The sequence below is a fragment of the Terriglobia bacterium genome (genome assembly GCA_036496425.1).
GTDB lineage: Bacteria > Acidobacteriota > Terriglobia > 20CM-2-55-15 > 20CM-2-55-15 > 20CM-2-55-15.
The window spans coordinates 1-17,646 of the sequence record DASXLG010000084.1 but is presented as its reverse complement, the minus strand read 5'-3'; the positions used below and the strand labels follow the sequence as shown (position 1 = coordinate 17,646).

The 17,646-nt window shown below is 56.6% G+C and carries 14 protein-coding genes; 6 read left to right on the top strand and 8 right to left on the bottom strand.

Features of this window, described 5'->3' with window-relative positions:
* Positions 1-19: 19 nt before the first annotated feature.
* From VGK48_06185 to VGK48_06150, 8 genes are all read right to left on the bottom strand, one after another.
* Complete coding sequence (locus tag VGK48_06185) at positions 20-862, bottom strand: CheR family methyltransferase (GenBank protein ID HEY2380757.1); 843 nt, start codon at positions 860-862, stop codon at positions 20-22.
* Positions 859-4,041, bottom strand: coding sequence for a response regulator (locus tag VGK48_06180; protein ID HEY2380756.1), 3,183 nt, complete (start codon positions 4,039-4,041; stop codon positions 859-861). Before VGK48_06180 ends, VGK48_06185 begins: the two co-directional genes overlap by 4 nt.
* Before the next feature lie 160 nt (positions 4,042-4,201).
* Entirely contained in the window at positions 4,202-4,813 is a 612-nt protein-coding gene (locus VGK48_06175; GenBank protein ID HEY2380755.1) for a response regulator transcription factor, read from the bottom strand.
* A complete protein-coding gene (locus VGK48_06170) occupies positions 4,810-6,021 on the bottom strand; it encodes a PAS domain S-box protein (protein ID HEY2380754.1) in 1,212 nt (403 codons plus the stop codon). The genes VGK48_06175 and VGK48_06170 overlap by 4 nt, the downstream gene beginning before the upstream one ends.
* 251 nt (positions 6,022-6,272) lie before the next feature.
* Positions 6,273-6,662, bottom strand: coding sequence for a hypothetical protein (locus VGK48_06165; protein ID HEY2380753.1), 390 nt, complete (start codon positions 6,660-6,662; stop codon positions 6,273-6,275).
* Positions 6,663-6,682: 20 nt separating this feature from the next.
* Entirely contained in the window at positions 6,683-7,303 is a 621-nt protein-coding gene (locus VGK48_06160) for a hypothetical protein (protein ID HEY2380752.1), read from the bottom strand.
* A 91-nt stretch (positions 7,304-7,394) separates the two neighbouring features.
* Complete coding sequence (locus VGK48_06155) at positions 7,395-8,045, bottom strand: response regulator transcription factor (protein ID HEY2380751.1); 651 nt, start codon at positions 8,043-8,045, stop codon at positions 7,395-7,397.
* Complete coding sequence (locus VGK48_06150; protein ID HEY2380750.1) at positions 8,014-9,465, bottom strand: MCP four helix bundle domain-containing protein; 1,452 nt, start codon at positions 9,463-9,465, stop codon at positions 8,014-8,016. The genes VGK48_06155 and VGK48_06150 overlap by 32 nt, the downstream gene beginning before the upstream one ends.
* Before the next feature lie 118 nt (positions 9,466-9,583).
* On the opposite strand from VGK48_06150, the gene VGK48_06145 reads away from it, so the two are divergent.
* From VGK48_06145 to VGK48_06120, 6 genes are all read left to right on the top strand, one after another.
* On the top strand, positions 9,584-10,276 hold the full coding sequence (locus VGK48_06145) for an RraA family protein (protein ID HEY2380749.1): 693 nt from the start codon (positions 9,584-9,586) through the stop codon (positions 10,274-10,276).
* Between the two features lie 46 nt (positions 10,277-10,322).
* Positions 10,323-11,525 (top strand): efflux RND transporter periplasmic adaptor subunit, encoded by a 1,203-nt coding sequence (locus VGK48_06140; GenBank protein ID HEY2380748.1) that lies wholly within the window; start codon positions 10,323-10,325, stop codon positions 11,523-11,525.
* A gap of 10 nt (positions 11,526-11,535) precedes the next feature.
* Positions 11,536-14,706: an efflux RND transporter permease subunit gene (locus VGK48_06135; protein ID HEY2380747.1), complete on the top strand. Its 3,171-nt coding sequence runs from the start codon at positions 11,536-11,538 to the stop codon at positions 14,704-14,706.
* The gene (locus VGK48_06130) at positions 14,703-16,007 is read left to right on the top strand and encodes a TolC family protein (protein HEY2380746.1); all 1,305 of its coding nucleotides are present in this window, start codon (positions 14,703-14,705) and stop codon (positions 16,005-16,007) included. The genes VGK48_06135 and VGK48_06130 overlap by 4 nt, the downstream gene beginning before the upstream one ends.
* Positions 16,008-16,238: 231 nt before the next feature.
* A complete protein-coding gene (locus tag VGK48_06125) occupies positions 16,239-17,159 on the top strand; it encodes an ABC transporter permease (protein HEY2380745.1) in 921 nt (306 codons plus the stop codon).
* Positions 17,152-17,646, top strand: a 495-nt coding sequence (locus tag VGK48_06120) for an ABC transporter permease (protein HEY2380744.1), incomplete at its 3' end; no start/stop codon positions are given. The genes VGK48_06125 and VGK48_06120, both read left to right, overlap by 8 nt.

Here is a 17,646-nt window from a genome sequence, read left to right as displayed (position 1 = left end):
CAACTCCTTCAGAGAGCCCTCATCGTATTTTGCGAAAAATCCGGTCCTTGACGGCGACCGGTTCAAAACGATTTGCCCATTTCGCGGAGCGCAACGTTTCCTGGGCTCCAAGACCGAGGAACCCTCTGTGGCATAGCGATTCGTCGAACAGTCCAAAACAATGCGATTGAAGCTCCCGGTCAAAATAAATGAGGACATTGCGGCACGAAACGAAATGCACTTCTGAGAATACCTGATCGGTGGCAAGGCTGTGGTCCGCGAAAAGAATATGACGCTGCAATGATTTGTCCAATGTGACCGCCCCATACGCCGCAGTGTAATAGTCAGAGAGCGATCCCGATGCGCCTGTCTGCTGATAATTCCTGCTGAAGGCGGGCATTCGCTCGATATTATAAATACCAGCTTCGGCCTTTCTCAGAGCGTCGCGATTGATGTCCGTCGCGTAGATTGTGGTTCGTTCCAGTAATCCTTCCTCTCGGAACAGAATGGCCAGCGAATAAGCCTCTTCACCGGAACCGCAGCCTGCACACCAGACCTTCAATGAAGGATACGTGCGGAGGATCGGCATTACATCTTCCCTCAGGGAACGGAAGTAAGAAGGATCGCGAAACATTTCGCTGAACTGTATCGTCAGGCGATCCAACACCGCCGACAACACCATCGGGTCATGAATGAGCCGGTCCTGAAGCGCTGACAATGTACGACAGCCGAACTTTGGAAGCGCTTCTGCAAGTCTGCGCTGCAAGGGCGGCCGCACATACCCGCGAAAATCATAGTGGTATTTCCGGTAGATCGCTTCCAGCAGGAGTTCTGTTTCAATATCGATGCGGGCATCTTGCCGGGCGTCCGTTTTGACTTTCATGACTTGGGCATCCATACACGGGTTAACGAGACGAGCTTATCCACATCCAGGGGTTTTGAGATGTAGTCGTTGGCGCCGGCGGCAATGCATTGCTCGCGATCGTCCGGCATTGCCTTGGCAGTGAGCGCAATAATCGGAAGACGCGCAAATTCACCTCTGCTCCGGATTTGCCGGGTCGCCGTCAGCCCATCCATTTCGGGCATCATGATATCCATCAACACAAGATCGATCGGGCCTGATTCACTGGCGAGGCCTGCGCTTGGAATCGGCTTTTGCTTCAGGCCGCGCTCGACAATTTCAATCGCTTCTTTTCCGTTGCGGGCAATCTCGATCTTCGCTCCCTTAGGTTCAAGAATGCTCGTAATGGCGAAAATGCTGCGGACGTCATCTTCGACCACCAGTATCCGCCGTCCTTCAAGAACGCTGTCGCGGTCGCGTACCAGACGCAGCATCCGCTGCTGGTCGGCGGGAAGTCTCGACTCCACCTGATGCAGAAAGAGCGTAACCTCATCCAGGAGTCTCTCTGGAGAGCGGGCGCCCTTGATAATGATGGACTGCGAGTAGCGTCGAAGCCGCTGTTCATCCAACGGCTCCAGTACACGGCCTGTATATATGATCACCGGCGGAAATGAATACGCCTCTTCATTTGCCATTCGATCCAGAAGGTCGTATCCGGTCATGTCATTCAGGCCGAGATCCATTACAACGCAGTCGAAGGTGGCCGCTCGAAGTTGTTCGAGTGTTTCCGCCGCCGAGGCCACAGCCGTAAGCTGCACGCCGGGGCTTTCGAGCAGCCGTTGAATGCTTTCGCGCTGGCGATCGTCGTCTTCGACAATCAAAATGCGGCGGACAGTCTGGTCCAGCTTCGATTCCAGTTTGCGGAGCGCGGAAATCAGCTCTTCACGTTTAACGGGTTTGATCGCGTACCCGACCGCACCCAGTTCCCGCGCCGTACAGGTGTTATCCGCAACAGAAACAACATGAACCGGAATATGGCGGGTGGCCGGCGTGCGCTTCAGTTGATCGAGAACGTAGAGACCGGATTGATCCGGCAAGCGCATATCCAGAATCACCGCGCTCGGCTGAATTTCGCGGACGAGCGCAAGGCCGTCGGCTGCGGTGCCCGCAATCACACATTGAAAACCAACCTCATGCGCGAGATCGTAGAGAATACGGGCGAAACGCTCATCGTCTTCGATCACCAGCAGCGTTCGCGTTCCCTGACCCGTGTGGAGCTTCGACCGGTCATCCTCTACGTAAACAGCGGGAGCCGGCTTGGGGCTTGGCGCCACCGGCGGTTCCCGCCTGAGTGGTTCGTGCCGGTTCACTACTGCGGTTGCCGCTCTTGCCGCCATTTTCCGGTCCGCCGGTTGTGCAGGAGATTCGCGGGGCACGATGAGGCTGAATGTGCTTCCCTCGCCGACGGCGCTTTCGACAAGGATTTTGCCTCCCAACAGCGTCGCCAGATCCTGCGAAATGGAGAGCCCAAGACCGGTGCCTCCGTATTTGCGCTGAGTGCTGCCGTCCGCCTGCCGGAACGCGTCGAATATCACCTGCTGCTGTTCCTGAGGTATGCCGATGCCGGTGTCCTTCACGGCAAAGGCAACAGCGTCGTTTGGCGCCGTGGATACACGCACGGAGACGCCGCCCTTTTCACTGAACTTGAATGCGTTGGAGAGCAGGTTGTTCAAAACCTGCCGGAGACGCTGCGGATCAGTGATCAGGAACGCCGGCGTGTTGCTATCGGTCTCCACAGTGAACGACAACTTCCGTTCTGCGGCCACCGGTTGGAATGTCTGAACCAGACTATCCGTCAACCGGGCAATGGAAACGGTATCCGGCTGAACTTGCACCCCGCCGGCCTCAATTTTCGAAAGATCCAAAATGTCGTTAACCAGATTCAAGAGATCGTTGCCGGCGGAATAGATCGTATTGGCGAACTTCACCTGTTCGTCCGTGAGATTGCCCGATTTGTTATCCGCGAGAAGTTTCGAAAGGATCAATGAGCTGTTTAATGGAGTGCGCAACTCGTGGCTCATGTTGGCCAGGAATTCGGACTTATACTGGCTGGCGCGAGCCAGTTCCTCCGCTCGTTCGCGAAGGGCAGCGTCGGCGCCGCTGAGTTCGAGCTTCTGGGCTTCCAGGACGCGCTTTTGTTCCTCAAGTTGCGCGTTGGTTTCTTCGAGCTGGGTGTTCGTTGCTTCCAGTTCCGATTGTTGTGAGTCCTGGAGCTTCTGAGATTCTCTTAATGCACGGCTCTGCGACTCGAGTTCTTCGTTGGATACCCGCAATTCCTCGCTTTGAGCCTGAAGCTCATCAGCCTGACGCTGCGTCTCTTCCAGCAATTCTTCGAGCCGCGTGCGATATTTCGATGCCCGAACTGCCATACCGATGGATTCGCCCACGAGTTCCAGGAAGTTCACATCCAAGGCATCGGTTTCTGTAATAAAACCGAGCTCGATAACAGCCTCCACTTCGCCTTCGGCGAGCGCAGGAACCACGATGAGAGCCGCCGGTTTGGAATTGCCCAGAGTGGAGGAGATGCGCATGTAATCCGCAGGTAATTCCTTCAGCACAAACGCCCGGCGGTCTTTAATCACTTGTCCGGACAGGCCTGCACCCGGCAGAATTCTTTCGTTCCCCGGAGCCAGCGCCAGGTCTAGCGCATAAGAGGCAAAACGCTCAAACACACCCTCTTCCGATCGGACGTAAATCGCGCCAACCTGAGCGTTAAGATACTCGCTTAGAAAGCGGATCACTTTATCGCCTAATGCATGCAGGACCTGCTCGCCCTGCATGTGAGCCCCAAGCCGGTTCTGGCCGTCACGCAACCAGTTTTGTTCGCTGACGATCAGCTTGTTCTTAAGGAGTTGGTGCCCCGTGATGCCGACCGTCCAGACGACCGTAACGCCAAAGACCCGGTCGAGTATGGCAATCGATGGCGCGATTCCCGGCGGCTTGAGAAAAAATCCAAGGACGATCAGGACCGTGGTGAGTACGGAAACAATAACCGGCATTGCCGGCCGCCATCCGAATAAACATACGATCAGCGGGACGAGGTAAAGCACCCAAACCGAAATACCGAGAGGGGTAGCCAGATCCGCCACGAAGACGAGAGCCAGGCTGAGCCAAATCGCGACCTGAAGTCCCGCGGCGTATCGACGGTCAAATCGTGGCATTTAAGAAACTCCGTGTCTCAATGTTTTACGATCCTTTGCCTTCAGATTCTCGACACATGTTAGCTCCACAGCGGGATGGATGATGACTCTGCCTTTGGGTAGTGAAACTAGACTTTCGTATAGCCGGATCCGTGCTCCACGCGTGGCAGGGGAGAGGAGTTCAAACGCCAAGCTTTTGCGCCATCTTGACGAGATCCGCGAGCGATTCCGCTTTCATTTTGTGCATCACCCTGCCTCGATGCAGTTTTATGGTCTGTTCCGTTTTACCCAACTCAGCGGCGGTCTGCTTGTTGAGCAGGCCTCGAATCACCAACGCCATTACTTCCTGCTCGCGGGGTGACAATGACTTGTAGCGGGCGCGTAATTCCATAAGTTGGGATTGTTCTGTCCGCGCCGCGCGATCCCGCTCGATCGCTTGCTTAACCGCATCCAGCAAATCCTGGTCGCGGAAAGGTTTGGTGAGAAAGTCCACCGCACCAGCCTTCATCGCCTGAACCGACATTGGAATGTCGCCGTATCCAGTGAGGAAGACGATCGGCATCTGGATATTCGCCTTCACGAGTTCTTGCTGCAAATCGAGTCCGCTGGCGCCAGGAAGACGGACGTCCAATACAAGACAACCCGGCACGTCCGGCTGCTGCTTAGCCAGAAACTCGTCCGCAGCTCTAAAGGTTTTGACGTTCAGCCCGACCGAGCCGAATAGGTTTTTCAATGCTTCCCGCACAGAAACATCGTCTTCGACCACAAAAACTGCGGAGGTGTCGAGACTCACAGTTTGCTCGCAGCAGCGAATTTCTGTTCGGCGGCGGCCGCCGGCAGGCTGAATTGCACCGTCAGGCCGGGACCTTCGTTCAATTGCGGCCAGATTCTGCCGCCATGCGACTCAACGATCGAACGGCTCAACGCTAGGCCCATTCCGATTCCCGCCGGCTTGGTCGTAAAGAAAGGTTCGAAGATGAGGTCCACGTCCTGGGGATGGATGCCTATGCCGGAGTCTCGCACCGTTACCAAAACGCCGCTGTCAATAGGCTTTTGTGATGTTATGAAGAGTTCCTTTGGTCTGTCTATCGAGGCCATGGCGTCAGCACTGTTCATAATCAGGTTCAAGATGACCTGCTGTAGTTGGACTCGATCACTGAGAACCGGCGGAAGATCCGGCGCAAGTTCGGAATACGGAGTGATTCCTCGTTTCGTCAATTCGGCGTGCGCGAGTGCAAGCACTTCCCTGATGACTTCGTTAATGTCGAGTGATGTGGTCTGCGGGCGTTCCTTTGTCAAGAGTTCACGAATCCCCCGGATCACAGCGCTGGCCCGGTTCCCGTCCCTGACGATCAGCGCCAACGATGCCTTGGCTTTTTCGATGTTCGGTGTCTCACGGCTTAGCCAGCGGAGTCCCGCTTCCGCATTGGTGACCACGCCGGCGAGCGGCTGATTGATCTCGTGAGCAATCGACGTTGTCAGTTCGCCCACGGATAAAGCCCGAGCGACGCGAGCAAGCTCGGCCTCCGTCTCGCGCAGCGCTCTTTCCATGGCAAGCGCCCGTTCCTTTGCGATCAATTCCATCCGCTGCTCTTCCATCTGCTTGCGCTCGCTAATGTCGCGGACCACCTTGGATGCGCCCGCAACGCGCCCTTCCGAGTCGTAGAGCGGCGACCATGTTATGGATACATTTATCAGCTTCCCGTTCTTTGCCATCCGGACAGTTTCGTATTGCTCGATCGCCTCTCCTCGTTTTATGGCCTCCAGCACGCCAGGTATCTCACTCCCGGTTCCGGAAGGGACGATTATAGAAATTGTGCGGCCAATGATTTCTTCCGCGGAGTAGCCGAACATTCGCTCGGCGCCCCTGTTCCAGCTCGTCACGATACCGTTCAGGTCCTCGCTGATGATGCCGTCGGCGGAGGATTCCACGACAGATGCGAGAAGACGCTTCGCCGCCTGTGCTTGTCTGCGATCGGTCAGGTCGAAAGCTTGCGACATTTTCACACGACCTCAGCGGGCCCTTTACACTCGGGACCACGGCGATTTTATCCAGAGTGGTCCGGTATTGATGTCGGCTTTTGTCTGAGTCTCCCGAATTCATGCCTGTCTCATTGACGTTTCCTTTATGAGCCTGTTCAATTTGACGACACCGGCCAGGAAGAACCCTGGGGCGTTCAGCTGGAGAGTGAGAGGGTTGGGCACGCGGGCGCCGGCCTTTAGCCTGCCTTTAGCCCGCGGCTACCTGCGCTTCAGGGCCGCTGCGCGCACATGCCCGGCTTATCCAATGCTATCGAAATCGTGCTTCGGCCGGCAATCGGATCCATCGCGTACGGCACTTGCGGCAGAATTCCGGGGCGTCCCGCCACCGCCGGCGCGAACAAGTTCACGGCCGGCGGCGTCAGATGCGTCGAAGACAGATTCAAGGATTTCATCTGTCCCGCCGAGTTTGTCGAAACCGAAGGCAGCGGCCCCGGGAGTGGAGGCATCGCCGGAGCGTGGGCTTGAGCGGATCCGGATGCGCCGGAGGAAGGCGCCGAGGACGGCATTCCGATCGAGAAACCCGTCCGCTGTCCATGTGCGGCCGCCGGAGCCCACAAGACCAGGCTGCACGCCAACAGCAAACTGGAAATCAGTCTCATATCCATATTCCAGGCCGGAATCAGAACCTGAAGCCGAGATTGAACAATACGTTGGTCCATTGATCCGTCGTGCTGATCGCAGGGACATTGCCGACTGCATCGCCGTTGATATGGGCCGAAACAACTTGCGCCGTTGTTCCGACGTAGAAGTTGTCGCCGATGAGGTACCGGATCGTGAGAAACCCCTGGGTGCCCCATCCGCCCCGCGTCGTGCATGTGAAACAGGGACTACCCTGGGCGTTGACGGCAGTTTCCGCATAGTGGAGATAGGCGCCCCCGCCGCCTAGCGAAAGCTGCCATTTTTCAAGAGGCAGAGGAACGTAGAATCTGCCGCTGAACGGAAACATCAGCTCATGATCACCGCCCTGAACGGTTCCGAACTCGGATTCCTCGGCGTTCTGGTTGTTCGCTGCGCCAAAGGCCATCTGGAATCCGCTTTCGGCCTGAATGAACCGGTTGAAGCGGTAGCCGTACATCAGAGCAATCATCGGCGCGTTGGTGAGATAGCTCGTATCCGAACCGGTCGGAACGCCGGCGCCCACGGAGAAGTTCACATCGTTATGCGGTATCTCATTGTCCTGGGAGAACGCCGCCGTCGAGACGAGTGTGCAGAAAATGGTGAGCAGAATTATTTTTCTCATGTCACAAAACTGTATAAAGAGGGCGGGACGGTTGCTATACCAATTTCACGGTATTCCTGGGCGAAACGGCAGGTATCTGCATCATCTGCGGCTAGGAGATTATTCCCTTACGGACCGCGTAAAGGATCAATTCCGGGAAGCTGTGAAGATTCAGTTTGTTCTGCAGGTTCCGCCGATGGGTTTCGACCGTGTAAAGGCTAAGATTGAGCATGCCGGCGATATCTTTATTCGAGCGTCCCTCGACCAGCAGTTGCAGGAGGTCTTTTTCCCGCGGGGTCAGCAGATCATAACTGTCTTCGACGCCGCGCATTTTGATCTCGCGAACGTAGTCCTCGGCCAGGACTTTGCTGATTTCGGGGCTGAAGAAGGCCTTCCCTTCGCTGACGGCTTTGATGGCTTCGATGAGGTCGCTTTCCGCCGAATCTTTGAGCAGGTAGCCCCGCGCGCCGGCCTTCAGAGCGCGCAGGACGTATCCTTCGTCGGAATGCATGCTCAGGATAATGATGGACGTCTGCGGCAATTGCGCACTGATCCGCTGCGCGGCCTCGATACCGGTCAATTTGGGCATGGCGATATCGAGTACGATGACGTCCGGCCGCGTGGTCAGCGCATTCTCGATCGCCTGATGCCCATCCGAAGCTTCACTGACCACCTTGAAGCCGGCCTGTTTCTCCAGCAGGAGTTTCAGGCCAGCCCTCATCACATTGTGGTCATCCGCCAGCAAGATGCGAATTTGTTTCACTCTCTTTTACATCCTGATGATTTGGTGTGAATGGGAGATCGATGGCGATAGCGGTGCCGCTGCCGGGTTCGGAATTGATCATACACCTGCCGCCCAGATGTGCCACCCGCTCTCCGATACCGAGCAGGCCCAGACCTTTCGATTGTTTTATATCGAAACCCTTGCCGTTATCCCTGATGGAGAGCGTAAGGTGTTGTGGTTCCTGGCGCACCTGTATGCGCACTGCGGTGGCATGTGAATGACGCGAAGAATTGCGGAGCGCTTCCTGAACGACGCGGTAGATACACGTTTTATATTCATCCGGCAAATTATCCGAGGCGAGATCGGTGGACACCGTTACATCGATACACGTCTGCCTCGAGACCTCACGCGCCTGCCACCGGAGCGCGGGAATCAGACCAAGATCGTCCAGCATCGACGGCCTGAGAAGCAGCGACATATTCCGGACGGTACGGACGGTATTCTCGACAAGGCCTTTGATCGTTTCCACATGTCTGCATAATTGCTCTTCAGATTGGGTGGCAAGTCCTGTGGACAGGTTGCGCAATTCCACCAGCACGGCAGAGAGCGCCTGGCCCACTTCATCGTGCAACTCGCGAGACAGCGACCGGCGCTCTGTCTCTTGAGCCTGGACGAGCCTGGCGGACAGATTTTCAAGCTGCCGTCGCGCTTCGGCCACATCTTGATACTGTCGATGCGCCTTCGATTCGAGACTGAGAATCCGGCGCATGCTGAAAATGGCCAGGGCCAGGCCCAACACCAGCGTAACAACAAGCGTCAGAGTGAGGCGCGTTTGAAAACTTGAAAGGAGCCCGGCGTCCCGCGTGTTGCCGGAGTTCAGTTGTTGTTCGTTGATGGATGCGATTCGATTTGCGATATCGAGCATGGCGGTGCGGCGTGGGAAGACTTCATCCCGCAAAAAGGCATAGCCTCGTTGCTTGCGTTCACGCGCATTGAGCTTCAACACCGGGCCGAGAACATCCCAGTACCGTGCCAGTTCGACTTTCAGTGCCGCATAGTCCCTGCTTTCCTGCGGATCGAGCCTGTTTCCATACTCCGCCAGAGCGGAATCGATACCGGTTCGAACTTGTTCCAAGGTGGAGCGGTAGGATTCGGCGCGCTCGGTTTCCGGTTCGAGCAGGTAATCCCGCACATAGGTGCCGGAAAGGTATACATCGGACCGAATATTGTTTAGCGCATGGTTGCGGGCCAGAAAATCCTGCCGGATTTGTTCGCCGTTATGCCGGATCTCCTCGAGGACGCGAATCGTATCGATACCGGCCAGTGTAATGATTACAAGCAGCCCGCCGAAACCCGCCACGAGCGCAAGGCGGGTGCTCAAGACAAGGCGGTCAAATCTGCGATTTAAACCCATATCGGATGTGGAGCGGAGGCCTTCCGAACGGGAAATCGTGTGCATCTTTGCAGGCTAACGCAGGAAAAGGCCAAAATAACGCTTCTACCTGTTCATTGTCTCAAAAATACTCCTCACTTGGTATATGGCCGGGGCAGGTCCACCGTTTACCGTAGCTCTGGTAATGATCTTGTCATCTGAGCAATTTGAGGCTATCCAACAGTTCGACACCTGTACGATCGCGAACGCAATTGAGCATTTCCGGGTCCGGCTCCGCAACGAGGGTTTCACGCGTCCCGGGCTGCGATGCATGACGGGCGGCGACACTCGTCTCTTGGGCTATGCGGCCACCAGCCGGATCCGTTTCTCAAATCCTTCGATGACGGGCGCTCCGTATGTTGAACGAACAGACTGGTGGGGCTCCGTGGATCGGCTTCCCATTCCGCGCATATCGGTGATACAGGATATGGACCCCGGTCCCGGCAGCGGCGCCGCTGTTGGAGAAGTGCATGCCGCGATCCTCAAGGCATTCCGCTTTTCCGGCCTTATTACAAATGCTGCCGTCAGGGATCTGCCGGCCGTAACACGTCTTGGCTTTCCGATGTTCGCGCCTTTCGTTTCCGTCTCACATTCCTATATGCATTTGATAGATTATGGCGAACCGGTGGACATCCTTGGCCTGGAAATCCGGACTGGTGACCTGCTCTATGCGGACTGCCACGGGGTTGTTTCGATTCCCCTCGATCTTGCAGCCGAAATTCCCGCCGTTGCAGCGGAGATACGAGTGAAGGATCAGAGGATTGTGCAAGTCTGTACGTCCGCCGACTTTTCTGCGGATAAACTCGCGGATGCAATCCGGAAAAACCAGAGCATTTGAGGTGATGGAGTTGAACAGGACTCGTCGTATCCAGGTTGTATATTTTATGGCGATCGGACTGGCTGCCCTTCTTCTCTCGTCGTGCGCGAGAACTCCAGCGCAGGCCGAAGAGGCGAAAGCTCCCGACTCACCGACGGTCGCCGTCGCGAAAGCGACCGTCGACGACATGTCGCACAAGGTGGTGCTGACAGCCGAATTCAAGCCGTATCAAGAAGTCGAAGTAATGGCGAAAGTCGCGGGATATGTGAAAAAAATCAATGTCGATGTCGGCGACCGCGTCCAGGAAGGGCAGATCCTTGCCATTATCGAGATTCCCGAGATGGCTGACGATCAGGCGCGAGCGCAGTCTCAATTCAATCGTGATGGGGCGGAGCTGGCACGGGCCCGGGACGAATTAAAGCGGGCGGAATCCTCTTACAACATTGCGCACCTTTCTTACACGCGGCTGGCCCAGGTCGCAAAACAAAGGGCGGGACTCATCGCGCAGCAGGAGATCGATGACGCGCAGAGCAAAGATCTGGTCGCTGAGGCCCAGGTCAGCGCGGCAAAATCGAGTGTTGCCGCCGCCGAGCAACAAGTACAGGTCGGGCAGGCGGACCTTCAGAAAGTCAAAACATTACTGGATTACACGCGAGTGGCGGCGCCGTTTACAGGAGTGATCACAAAACGGTACGCGGACACCGGCGCCATGATCCAGGCCGGAATCTCGTCGAGCACGCAGGCGATGCCGCTGGTCAAAATATCGGAAAACAGCCTGTTGCGCCTGATTTTTCCGGTGCCCGAATCGATCGTGCCGACGGTGCATATCGGACAGAAAGTCGAAATCCGCGTACCGACGCTCGGCCGCTCATTTCCAGGACAGGTAAAGCGATTTTCAGACAAGGTCGCCACCGCGACTCGCACGATGGACACAGAGGTCGATGTGCCGAATCCGAATCTTGTACTTATTCCTGGAATGTACGCGGAAGCAGATCTCATCACCGATCAACGCAGCGGAGTGTTGACGGTCCCCATTCCGGCAGTGGATCTCGGTAGCGATGAGACATCAGGGCAGGTCACCATTGTCACGCCGGAGAACCGAATCGAAGTTCACAAAATCGAGCTCGGCGCACAGACGGAAAACAAGATCGAAGTCCGGTCAGGCCTGCGCGAAGGCGATCTGGTCGTGACGGGCAATCGCTCCGCCCTCAAGCCGGGCGAGCAGGTCCGTCCAAAGCTGGCGGAAAGTGCTGCGCCGCCGGTGTCTTAAAGAGTAGATCATGTCGAGATTTGCAATTCAAACACCCTACTTTATCGTCGTCGTCGGCTTGATCATCGCCGTTTTAGGCGGAACATCGCTTGTGCGTATGCCGGTCGACATGTTTCCGACCATCAATATACCGGTCGTGGTTGTGGCCACGTTCTATAACGGCATGCCGCCGGAACAGATCGAGACGGACATTACAAGCCGGTTCGAACGCCAGTTCACTCTGGCCAGCGGCATCGATCACATCGAGTCGCGCTCGCTGCCCGGCGCGAGTATCATTCGCGTTTACTTTCAACCCGGTACGAATGCAGACGCCGATGTTGGCACGATTTCCAACCTGGCAATGTCGCAATTGCGGCGATTGCCTCCCGGGACGCTGCCGCCGGTAGTCCTGAAGTCCGACGCTTCCAGTCTTCCGGTGTGCCTCGTGACTGTCGGTGCCGATGGGTTCAACGAAACGCAATCGCGCGATATCGCGCAATTCGTCGTCCGAAATCAGATTGCGGCCGTTCCCGGCGCGAGTGTGCCGCAGCCGTTCGGCGGCGGCTATCGCCAGATCATGGTTTACGCCGATCCGTATAAACTCGAAGCGCACCAGCTCAGCCTCATGGACGTGGTCCGAACAGTCAATCGCTCGAATTTGATTCTGCCGGCCGGAGACGTCCCGATCGGACCGCTCGATTACAGCGTCTACACCAACAGCCAGCTTCCGACTATTGAGGAAATCAGCCGGCTCCCGCTGAAGGTCGTCGACGGATCCATCGTCCGCGTTTCGGACGTGGCCTATGCCAAGGATTCGAAGCAGATTCAGACCAACGTTGTCCGTATCGACGGCAAACGCTCGGTCTATACGGCTGTTCTGAAACAGGGCGGTGACACCAATACCATCGCTGTCGTCGATGGCGTGCGGAATACGGTCCAGCACCTGGTAGACGTGCCGAAAAATCTGGTGACGAATGTTCTCTTTGATCAGTCGCGTTTCGTGAAGACCGCTATTCAGACGCTGCTCCACGAAGGCGCGATCGGGCTGTTCCTCACCTCCCTGATGATTCTGATTTTTCTCGGAAGCATGCGGGCGACGGTCGCTGTGTTCTTCTCGATTCCTTTATCGATTCTCGCGACGTTCATGGCCCTTTCGATGGGTGGTGGCACGGTGAACAGCATGGTGCTCGGCGGACTTGCGCTCGCGCTCTCACGGCTGATCGACAATTCCGTCGTTGTGCTCGAGAACATCTACCGCCATCTTGAACTGGGTGAAAAGCCGGCTGTAGCCGCGGAAAATGGCGGCCGTGAAGTTGCGCTTCCGGTGCTGTCGGCAACCTTGACCACCGGTGTGGTGTTCTTTCCTGTCACCTTTTTGTATGGGGTGAGCCAATTTTTATTTTCTGCATTGGCTCTCGCGGTAATTCTGTCCCTTGCGGCGTCATTCGTCGTCGCCATGACGGTCGTGCCGTTATACTGCGCGCTGTTTATCAAAGCTCCGGCGCATCATGGAACTCCCGCGTCCGAGGAGCCGGTTGAGGTAGAACTCAAAAGCAGAGACAACCGTTGGAGGATGGGCGAACGTTTCAATGTCTGGTTCAACGATCGCTTTGAGGCGTTTTTACAGCTCTACGACCGGATTGTCGGCCGTGCTTTGCGCCGTCCATTGCTGACGGTCGGCTTGTGTCTGGGCTCGTTTCTGGCAAGCCTTGTCATATTTCCGCTGATCGGTTTGTCTTTCTTTCCCCGTACCGACGCAGGCATGTTCGTCATCAACCTGAAGGCTCCGTCCGGATCGCGAATTTCTGTGACCGAGAGTGAAGTGGCAAGGGCCGAAGCCCTGATCCGGCAGGTCATCCCGAAGGAAGATCTCCGAATGATTCTGTCCAACATCGGAATGACGCCTGATTTTTCGGCGATCTACACGAGTAATTCCGCGGAACACACGGCATTCATCCAGGTTGCTTTGACGGATGACCACAAAGGCGGAAGTTATGAGTACATGGAGAAGGTGAAGCGCTCCCTTGCCGAACAAATGCCCGAGCTTGCCACCTATTTCCAGTCTGGCGGGCTCGTCGACGCAGTCCTCAATCTCGGTTTGCCTGCGCCTATCGACATCCAGGTTGCCGGTTCGAACATGGACCGCGCTCATAAGACAGCCGTGGATCTCGCAGCCGAAATTCAAAAAATTCCCGGAGTGGCTGATGTCTACATTCCTCAGGACGTGGATTACCCCGCGCTGCAGCTCAACGTTGACCGCACTCGGGCCAGCGAACTTGGACTCGACCAGCAGGAGGTCGTTGGGAATGTGATCACCGCTCTCACGAGTAACCAGATGATCGCCCCGAGCTTCTGGATCGATCCTAAGTCGGGACAGGATTACATGCTCACGGTGCAATACACCGAAGGCCAGATCAAATCGCTTTCGGATCTTCGGGCAATTCCGGTTCGCGCGTCGGGAAGCGCCATGCCGGCGCGCCTCGACGCCTTCACTTCCATAAAACGCGTGCAGTCTCCGACCGAAGTGGATCATTACCAGATCCGCCGGGTCATGGATATTTATGTGCGGCCATTGGGAGAGGAATTGGGAGGCATCGCCGACCGGATTGACGGGATCATTGGTAAAACCAAAGTTCCGGACGGCCTGACTGTGACATTGCGCGGAATGGTACAGGGCATGCGCGCTTCGTTCCGGAGTTTTACCGTCGGGTTGATTCTGTCGGTGGTGCTCCTCTACTTGATCCTGGTCGCGCAGTTCAAGAGTTTTGTCGATCCGATGCTGATCCTGCTGGCGGTTCCACCGGGTTTGACGGGAGTGCTGATCACGCTCTGGTTGACGGGCACGACACTGAACGTGATGTCACTCATGGGGGTCGTGATGCTTACGGGGATCGCGGTTTCTAACAGCATCCTTATCGTCGAATTCACGCGGGAACTGATCTCGCAAGGCATGGCGATCCGCGAGGCGGTCGCTCTGGGTTGCCGCGTCCGTCTGCGGCCCGTTCTCATGACCTCGCTTGCCACCATTATCGGTCTCCTGCCGATGGCTTTGAAATTGGGCGAAGGAAGCGAAAGTTACGCGCCGCTCGCACGCGCTCTCCTTGGTGGATTGGCCGTCTCCGTTCTGCTGACCGTCTTTCTCGTCCCGGCCGCGTACTTGATTGTTCATGGCAAAGACCATTACGTACAGGAGAGAGCATGATCCGGCCGCGGCGTTTTCTTGCGCTTTTTGTGTCCGTCTTATCTCTCTTGTGGTGCGGTCCTGCTCTTATCGCTCAAGCCCCCGTTCGCCTGACGCTCGATGAGGCCAAAACCATGGCGCTCAATAACCACCCAAACGTGCTGGCCGCTCAAAATGAAGCGGCGTACGCTGCGCAGGAAGTCGCCCTGGCGCGTGCGCCGTATTTCCCGACGGTATCTGCCGACCTCACCGGCACACAGGGCAACTCAGCGGCCCGGATAGGCGCGGGCGCCCTGTCCGCCACGCGTGTCTTCGATCGATTCGGGCAGGGAATCGTCTTCTCGCAACTGGTAACGGATTCCGGCCGGACGAAGAATCTGGTATCCAGTTCAAGATTGCAGTCGGATGCGTCCGCACAAACTTACCAGGCCGCCCGTTATGATGTGCTGCTGGAGGTGAACCGCGCATATTACGCCACGCTGCATGCGCAGGGAGTCGTCCGCGTTGCGCAGGCGACAGTTTCCGACCGGCAGTTGTTGCTTGACCAGGTTACAGCACTGGCGAACAACAATCTTCGATCCCAACTGGACGTCAGCTTCGCGGACGTGAATGTTTCCGAAGCCAAACTGTTGCTGCTTCGAGCTCAGGATGATGTGCAGTCTTCGCTGGCGGACCTGACTCGCGCCATGGGCGCCGACCAACAGCTGAATTACCAGCTCGTGGACGAACCGTTGCCGCAAGGTCCGCCGCCTGTTGCGGATATGCTCGTCATGCAGGCCATCAGCAATCGGCCGGAAATTGCAAGTTTTCGCGACGCTCGCGACGCGGCCGCCAAGTTCGCCGAGGCTGAGAGAGATTTGAGCCGGCCAAGCCTGACCTTGCTTGGCGCCGCCGGCTTTCTGCCCTACATCGACACCACGGGCATTCCCAATCGATACGAAGGCGTCGCGCTGAATCTCGATTTCCCTATATTCAACGGTCACGCTTTCTCCGCGCGTCAGGCAGCGGCACGTTATAAAGCCGACGCGGCCGAACAACGGCTTCGCGATGCGCAGGAGCGAATTGCGCGGGACGTGCGTGTTTCCTGGGCGAGTGCCATGAATGCGTTTCAGCGCATCGATGTTACGGCGCAGTTCCTGCGCCAGGCAACTCTCGCCCAGGATCTCGCGCAGGGACGCTACAACCTCGGGCTTGCCTCGATTGTCGAACTGACCCAGGCTCAGTTAAATGTGACGCAGGCCGAAATCGAGAACCTCAGCGCCAAATACGAGTTTCAAATCCAGAATGCCGCGCTTCAGTACAGTGCTGGCCTTCTGCGCTGAGTACCCGGTGTCAAAAATTGATACGAAGTTGAACAGCAGCCGTCAGGTTTATGGACCGGCCGACTGGACGTCGTACCTAACTTGTTGAATTTACAGCAATGGATAGTTTGGCACGAGCATTGCTAAGACTAAGGCAAGTAGTTTAGTTCGATTTTCCCTTTCAAATACCCCTCAGGAGCCCCAGATGGGGCTCCTATCCTCCCTCTTCAATCTCCAATAGAATAAGCCCTTATGCTCGCGTTCATTGTCCGGCGTCTGTTGCTGACCATCCCTGTCATCTGGATTGTCGTGACGCTGGTTTTCGGATTGATTCACCTGGTGCCCGGGGATCCCGTCGTTCAGATGCTGGGTGAAGGCGCATCGACGACTCAGGTGGAGCGGTTGAGGCATGAATTGGGGTTGGACCGCCCGATCCTGGATCAATACCGCGTATATATGGCAGGCGTGCTCCACGGCGATCTGGGGATTTCGTTTCGAAACCAGGAGACGGTCGCGCAATCGATCATGAGCCGTTATCCCGCAACCATCGAACTTGCAGTGGCGTCGATTATTTTTTCCATCCTTATGGCTGTGCCGCTCGGGGTGATTGCGGCCGTTCGCCGCGGCAAGGCGGTCGATCATTTCATCGGCTTTGTCAGTCTCCTGGGCCTCTCGCTGCCGAACTTTGCGCTCGGGCCGATGCTGATACTGCTTTTCTCGATCACGCTCGGGCTCCTGCCTGTATCGGGCCGGGACGGACTTCTGCATTTGATTCTGCCGGCGATCACGTTGGGAGGAGGCGCCGCCGCGACGATCGTTCGAATGGTGCGCGGATCCATGCTGGAAGAGATCCGGCAGGACTATGTTCGGACGGCCCGGGCGAAAGGGCTGGGAACCCGTGCTGTTCTGTTCGGCCACGCGCTGAGAAACGGCCTTATTCCGGTGGTAACGTTGTTGGGGCTGCAGGCGGGAATGCTGCTGACAGGAACGATGATCACCGAAATCATATTTTCATGGCCCGGTATCGGCCGCCTGACATATCAGGCTATCAGCGCGCGGGACTACCCCCTGGCGCAAGGGTGTTTTCTGGCCATTGCATCGACCTACATCCTGGTCAACCTGGCGACGGACCTGATTTATTCCGTTGTCGATCCGCGAATCCGGTATGACTGAGTTTTTTCGCCGGAACAGGCTGGCGCTGGCAGGCTTCATTGTTGTGACGGTGCTCACGTTCCTGGCTGTGGCGGGGCCATGGGTGGCGCCGTATGATCCGGCGGATCAGAGACTTGTTGACCGGCTCGAAGGTCCGTCCTGGAAGCATCCATTTGGAAACGATGAGTTAGGACGTGATATTCTCTCTCGCGTCCTTTTAGGCACCCGTGTGAGTATGCGGGTGGGGGCTACAGTTGTACTGCTCTCCGTAACGGCCGGCGTTTTAATCGGGGGATGTGCCGGCTACATCGGCGGTAAGTTGGATACATTCGTGACGGTGGTGGTCATCAACTCTTTGATGGCTTTCCCCGGAATTCTGTTGGCGATCGCGCTGGTGGCCTTCCTCGGTCCCGGCCTGGATCGTTTAATTTTTGCCTTGGCAGCAATGGGCTGGGTGGGATACGCGCGGCTCGCGAGAGGGCAGGTTCTCAAAGTTAAAACTCTGGAG

What these genes read in the sequence shown, in the direction of transcription:
- VGK48_06185 (HEY2380757.1), bottom strand. Translation starts at nt 862, where the DNA reads ATGAAAGTCAAAACGGACGCCCGGCAAGATGCCCGCATCGATATTGAA.
- VGK48_06180 (HEY2380756.1), bottom strand. Translation starts at nt 4,041, where the DNA reads ATGCCACGATTTGACCGTCGATACGCCGCGGGACTTCAGGTCGCGATT.
- VGK48_06170 (HEY2380754.1), bottom strand. Translation starts at nt 6,021, where the DNA reads ATGTCGCAAGCTTTCGACCTGACCGATCGCAGACAAGCACAGGCGGCG.
- VGK48_06165 (HEY2380753.1), bottom strand. Translation starts at nt 6,662, where the DNA reads ATGAGACTGATTTCCAGTTTGCTGTTGGCGTGCAGCCTGGTCTTGTGG.
- VGK48_06160 (HEY2380752.1), bottom strand. Translation starts at nt 7,303, where the DNA reads ATGAGAAAAATAATTCTGCTCACCATTTTCTGCACACTCGTCTCGACG.
- VGK48_06150 (HEY2380750.1), bottom strand. Translation starts at nt 9,465, where the DNA reads ATGCACACGATTTCCCGTTCGGAAGGCCTCCGCTCCACATCCGATATG.
- VGK48_06145 (HEY2380749.1), top strand. Translation starts at nt 9,584, where the DNA reads ATGATCTTGTCATCTGAGCAATTTGAGGCTATCCAACAGTTCGACACC.
- VGK48_06140 (HEY2380748.1), top strand. Translation starts at nt 10,323, where the DNA reads ATGGCGATCGGACTGGCTGCCCTTCTTCTCTCGTCGTGCGCGAGAACT.
- VGK48_06135 (HEY2380747.1), top strand. Translation starts at nt 11,536, where the DNA reads ATGTCGAGATTTGCAATTCAAACACCCTACTTTATCGTCGTCGTCGGC.
- VGK48_06130 (HEY2380746.1), top strand. Translation starts at nt 14,703, where the DNA reads ATGATCCGGCCGCGGCGTTTTCTTGCGCTTTTTGTGTCCGTCTTATCT.
- VGK48_06125 (HEY2380745.1), top strand. Translation starts at nt 16,239, where the DNA reads ATGCTCGCGTTCATTGTCCGGCGTCTGTTGCTGACCATCCCTGTCATC.